Origin of the sequence: Salinihabitans flavidus (assembly GCF_900110425.1) — a bacterium.
In the GTDB taxonomy this organism is placed as follows: domain Bacteria; phylum Pseudomonadota; class Alphaproteobacteria; order Rhodobacterales; family Rhodobacteraceae; genus Salinihabitans; species Salinihabitans flavidus.
Map to the genome: position 1 here is coordinate 1 of NZ_FODS01000060.1, position 5,496 is coordinate 5,496.

Genomic DNA, 5,496 nt, shown 5'->3' on the forward strand with positions numbered 1-5,496 from the left:
AATTCACCGACAGGCTCTTCGGCCTGCGAAAACGCGCCGCCACTGGAAACCACGAGTTCGACCGGCTCTGCGCCGATCTCGGTATCGAGCACCGCCTTGCCCCACCGATGCGGCCACAGACCAACGGAATGGTGGAGCGCTTCAACGGCCGGATCGAAGATGTCCTGCAGAGCCACCGGTTCCGCAGCGGAGAAGACCTGGAACAGACCATCCTTCGCTATGTCCGGCTCTATAATGGCCAGCTCCCGCAATCAGTGCTCAAGGGCCGAACGCCCATCGACGCGCTCAAGGACTGGCATCGCCAGAAACCAGAAATCTTCAAGAAACGACCGTATAATCACGCGGGATGTGACAGCTATCTGCTTGCCGGCGAACCGGCCCGTGCGACCGAGGAGCTTGGCCCGCTCTACGGTGCGGGGACCTTCGTCGGCGGCCGATGGTGGCCCGGGTGGCTGTTCGCGGCGAGCCTCGCGCATGCCGGCCGGATTGAGGACGCGGCCCGTGTCATCACTGCCGCAAAGGAGCGCCGCCCCGAGCGAAGCCTTGCCGCCGTGGCGCAGTCCTTGGATGGTTTCACCGACCGCGCCGGTCTCGACCTTGTCCTCGATGGCCTGCGGCGCGCCGGCATGCCCAGCTGAGCGTGGATCATTCGGTGACGGCGCGGTCCCGCCAGTCGCCATAGCCTGCACGAAACCGCAGGTAGCTTTGCCAGGCCTCGGCAAGGCGTGGATCATGCGCGATCTCCTCGGCGATGACCTCTTCCCATGCCTGTCTCAGGGCGATGAGGATCTCGTCGGGCCATCTGTGCAGTTCGACGCCCTGAGCGCGGAATTCCGCCAGAGCCTCGACCTGCTGTATGCCCGCCTCGCCGGCTGTCCGGCTCAGGGACTCATCGCAGGCCGCCTCCAAAACCGCCTTGTTCCGGTCCGAGAGCGCTCTCCATGTGCGCGCGGGCATCAGAAGCTCGAGTGACGTGACAGGCTGCTGCCAGCCCGGAAGGTAGAGATGCTCCGCGACCTCGGAGATGCCCAACTCGGCATCGATGGCGGGCAACGAGAATTCGGCCCCGTCGATCAGGCCGCTTTTCAGCGCCGGCCGGATGTCCTCGGCCGGAAGCGCGTAAGGCACGACGCCGAGTTTTCGCAGCACCCGCGCGCCGTATCCGAAGCTGCGCATGGCAAGCCCGTCGAAATCATCGAGCGTCGTGACCGGTGCCTTGAACCAACCGCCACCTTCCGCAGGAAGAACGCCACAGTACAGGCTTTTCAGCCCGTGACGGTCATAGATCGCGTCGAGCGCCTCGGCCCCGCCACCCGACTGCATCCATGCCGTGAAACCTTCGGGGCCGATGCTGAAAGGAAACCCGCTGAAGATCGTCAGCGCCGGATCCTCGCGGTGGTGATGACCCGCCGACCCCCACACGGCGTCGATCAACCCGGTGTCGAGCGCACCGAACGTGTCCTGGTCCAGCACGAGCCGGTCGTGAACCTCGATGACGAAGCTGCCACCAGACAGCCGGTGCACCGTCTCCGCGAACCGTTCGCCGGCCTCGCCGAAGATCTTGGGGTAGAGCAGGCTGTTGACGCGCCAGTGCAGGACGTCGTCACCTGCATCCGCGGGACCCGCCGCGAGGCAGGCTGAAATCGCGATGCCACAGGCGATCACACGCGAACAGGATTTGTTTCTCATGGCTCGGGCCCCTTGACCGGCTGCCCGATCGCAGCCGATGCTTCCAGACTAACATGAAACTGCACAAACGGCTTGCCGGATAACTCCTGCTGCCCAGTCGTTGCGTGATCGCGCTCGCAAGCCATAGCGTCGTGTCAGCTATTCCGCTGCCTGTGGCTGGCCCGCGGGTAGCACGCCCTCGGCTTTCGCCTCGGCGCAGAGCCAGCGGCGGAACGCGGCGATGCGCGGTTCATCGGCCCGCGCCTCCTGACAGGCCACCGCATAGATCGCCATGGGCGGTGTCACGATGTCGAAAAGCCGCTCGAGGCGGCCGGAGGCGAGCGTGCCTCGCACCACGGCGTCATAGGCGAGCGAGACGCCCTGGCCCTGCTCCACCATCGTCGTCGACAGCTCGCAATTCGGATAGGTCGGTCCCGGCGGCAGGTCGACCCCGTCGAGACCGGTTGCGGCGAACCACTCCGGCCACGCATCGTCGGTCTCGTCATAAAACAGGCTGAGGCGCAGCAGGTCCTCGGGGCGGCTCACCACCTCGCGGGATTTCAGCGCGGGCGATATCACCGGATATCGCACCGAGGCCATGAGCGGTTGCACCAACAGGCCCGGCGTCGGCCGGTCGGACCACTGGATTACCACATCGGCGTCGTTTGTCGCGAAGTCGAGCGACGGCGCCCCGTTCGAGACGCGCAATCGGATGTCCCGGGCGAAGTCGAGCCGCGGCAGACGCGGCACGAGCCAGCGCGCGGCAAAGCCCGGCGTCGACAGCACGCGCAGGGTCTGTGCCCCGCCCCGAGCCGCCTGTGTCTCGTCCTGGAAGCTGTCGAGAAGCTGCGTCAACTTGCCGGCATAGCCTTGCCCGGTCTGCGTGAGGGCGATCCGGTTGCCGGACCGCTCGAAGAGCTGCGTGTCGAGAAACCCCTCCAGGGCCTTGATCTGATGGCTGAGCGCGGAGGGCGTCAGGCAAAGCTCGTCCGCCGCAGTCTTGACCGACATGTGGCGCGCTGTCGCCTCGAAGGCCCGGACAGCGGCGAAGGGGGGAAGCTTGCGTCCCATGTCCTGCTCCATGAAGTGAACTCACGCGCGCCTGAAAAACGATCGTTCGGCGGGTCTGGGCTCGGATTGTAACATCGACCAACCAAATCACCAAACCCGCTTTGGAGGCGACCATGCCCCGCATCCACGTCGCCGTGGCCCTCGCCACGGCCCTCGTTGCCCTATGCCCGCCGGTGCTGCGTGCCGCGGAGGACCACCGTCCCGAGGCTTCCGCACAATGGCAGCAGGTCAACGATCTGAACGAACTGGTGTCGGTCCTCGATGCCTGGCTGGACGAGCACGCCGAGTGGGCGCAACGCGACGCGCCTCCCCGCATTCGCATGGTCAGCGAAGCGGAAGCCAGAGCGCGTCGGGGCGCGACCGGAAGCTTCCAGCGCGGGCGCCTGCGCGGCCTTTACGACCCCGAGCAGGCCGAGATCCTGCTGGTCAGGCCATGGAACCCGCGTGACGCCGAGGACGTGAGTGTCCTGCTTCACGAACTGGTCCACCACCGCCAGACGCCGCATCACTGGTATTGCCCGGCCGCGCAGGAACTGCCCGCCTACAGGCTTCAGGAGGCATGGCTGGCAGAGCGCGGCATGAAAGCAGACGTGAACTGGATCGCTGTGGTGCTGGATGCCGGCTGCACCCGGAGGGACATCCACCCCGATTGATCCGATCGGGGCTTTGATCCTCGTACCTGTGAGCGGCCGGAGCCCATAAGCATAGGTCGCAAATCAGTGCTCATGATCGCGCAGGCGTTTCTTGCTCTCCGCCTTCAGGTGTTCCGTAACAAGCGTATGGACATCAAAAATCTGCGCGTCTGCGGCAACACCGTCCGACCGCCAATAATGCGCATCGAAGACCTGATGCCCGGACGGCAGGACCTTTCCAACTGGGGCATTGCTCAGATAGAAGTATAGCGCTTTTTCCGGCCGACGCACGAACCAGTCCTTTTTGTCGAACGTATCCGAATAGACCCCCGACGGAATCCGGAAATCGCTCGAACAGCAAATGTGTCTTGGTCCCGCAGATGTCGCAGAAACGAACATGAACGCGCTTGCCGCTGCCCGCGCTCGTATGCTCGTATGAATGAACACGCGCGGTGTTCCATGCAGGAGGCGAAACTGCTCTTTCGCGAAGAGGGTCTCGATCAAATAGGCGCTCCCCGTCGCTCTTTGACAAAAGTTGCAGTGGCAATGGATCACGTCGATTGGCTGACCTTCGACCGCAAAGGCGAGATCCCCGCAAAGGCAACGTCCCTTCTGCACCCGCACACCCCATTGTCGTTGACATCCGTTGTAGCACCGGATCGCAACCTTGTCTGGACAGTGTGAGACCGCAGACCTCAAGATTTTGCGCCCGTGGCGAATGACCGGTCTGGTGAAGCTGCGCTGCGGCGCTCGAGAGCGTGGCGAACGTCCTCTGTGGGTGGCTCCTGCATTGCAAGAGTTTTTTTGGCGATTTCTGCGGTCATTTTCGTCAGTACTGTCGTCTGTCCGGCCTGTTTGTGCAGTGGTGTTCTGCTGGCCTTGATGAATTCCGCGAGCGAGGTTCCAATCGGCTTATCGACATCAGAGGGCCGCTGACCTTCCCGGAGTGTCCTTGCTCTTGGTTGACTTATTTCCGCATCATCACTTCAACGTCTTGCATCTCGTGGGCAACTGGTGCGATCAGAACGCAGGCTGCCGGTATTCCTGTTTCTTTGTGAGCATCGCCCAGATGCTCCTTGCTGCTTTGTTGGCCATCGCGGTTGTTGCCAAGCGGAACGGTTTGTCTGCGATGATCTTCGCGGTCCACAGATCCACCTTCTCAGGCGAACGCTTCGCCATCACAGCGCGAGACGTCATGCCCACGACCAGCAGCTTGCGGATGTAGCGATCACCCTGCTTCGTGATCTTGCCCAGACGTTCCTTGCCGCCGCTGGATTTGTTGAGCGGGGTCAGTCCGAGCCAAGCCGCCAGATCGCGCCCGGTCCGGAACTGTTTTGCATCGCCGATCGTTGCGACAATCGCTGATGCCGTGATTGGGCCGATGCCAGGCATGCGCATCAACCTGCGCGCATCTGCATTGACCAAGGCGTGTTGCTCGATCATCTTGGAATAACCTTCGATGCGCTCGTTCAAGCCGATGAACTGATAGCACTGGATACCGAGCATGCCGTTGGCGATCTCCGGCATGTCCGGGTGGTCACCGCCCAGGTGGCGCTTCGCGAAAGCCGTCACCGCTTCGATCCCAATGGGCAGGATATGCCCAAACTCGCGCAACAGGCTGCGGATCATATTGGCCATCTGCGTGCGTTGCCGGACAGCCAGATCGCGCGTCCGATGCAGTGAAAGAATGGCCTGCTGTTCTTCTGTCTTGATCTCGACAAAGCGCATGGTCGGGCGTCGAACCGCTTCACAGATTGCCTCGGCATCCACAGCGTCGGTCTTGCCACGCTTGACGTAAGGCTTGACGTAGCCGGCGGGCATGAGCTTCACGTCGTGCCCGAGTTTGCGCAGCGCACGGCCCCAATGATGGGACGATCCGCACGCCTCCATGCCAACGGTGCAGGGTGGAAGCGCCTCAAAAAAGGCGAGCAGCTTCGCGCGTTTGATGGCCTTGTTGAAGATGACGCGGCCGTTCTCCGAAATCCCGTGAACTTGAAATACGTCCTTGGCCAAATCCAGGCCTACGGTCTTTACTGTCATTGGGTGGCTCCTTTCCCAGCAGTCAATGATAACTGCACTTTGGCACATTCGATGCCGGTGGAGCAGGAGCCACCCACCTCATCCG

The 5,496-nt window shown here is 62.8% G+C and carries 6 protein-coding genes; 2 read left to right on the forward strand and 4 right to left on the reverse strand.

Going from position 1 to position 5,496, the window contains the following annotated elements; translation table 11 throughout:
* Nucleotides 1-638, forward strand: a 638-nt coding sequence (locus BMW66_RS20915; RefSeq protein WP_425441346.1) for an integrase core domain-containing protein, incomplete at its 5' end; no start/stop codon positions are given.
* A gap of 7 nt (nucleotides 639-645) precedes the next feature.
* Here BMW66_RS20915 and BMW66_RS19610 read toward each other — a convergent pair.
* Entirely contained in the window at nucleotides 646-1,689 is a 1,044-nt protein-coding gene (locus BMW66_RS19610) for a TRAP transporter substrate-binding protein (RefSeq protein ID WP_093120848.1), read from the reverse strand.
* 138 nt (nucleotides 1,690-1,827) lie between these two features.
* A complete protein-coding gene (locus tag BMW66_RS19615) occupies nucleotides 1,828-2,739 on the reverse strand; it encodes a LysR substrate-binding domain-containing protein (RefSeq protein ID WP_093120851.1) in 912 nt (303 codons plus the stop codon).
* A gap of 113 nt (nucleotides 2,740-2,852) precedes the next feature.
* Between BMW66_RS19615 and BMW66_RS19620 the strand changes: the two genes are divergently transcribed.
* Nucleotides 2,853-3,392, forward strand: coding sequence for a DUF6647 family protein (locus tag BMW66_RS19620; protein WP_093120853.1), 540 nt, complete (start codon nucleotides 2,853-2,855; stop codon nucleotides 3,390-3,392).
* A gap of 63 nt (nucleotides 3,393-3,455) precedes the next feature.
* On the opposite strand, the gene BMW66_RS19625 is transcribed toward BMW66_RS19620, so the two are convergent.
* On the reverse strand, nucleotides 3,456-3,995 hold the full coding sequence (locus BMW66_RS19625) for a GFA family protein (RefSeq protein WP_342741897.1): 540 nt from the start codon (nucleotides 3,993-3,995) through the stop codon (nucleotides 3,456-3,458).
* A 396-nt stretch (nucleotides 3,996-4,391) separates the two neighbouring features.
* The gene (locus BMW66_RS19630; protein ID WP_093114960.1) at nucleotides 4,392-5,411 is read right to left on the reverse strand and encodes an IS110 family RNA-guided transposase; all 1,020 of its coding nucleotides are present in this window, start codon (nucleotides 5,409-5,411) and stop codon (nucleotides 4,392-4,394) included.
* Nucleotides 5,412-5,496: the final 85 nt, after the last annotated feature.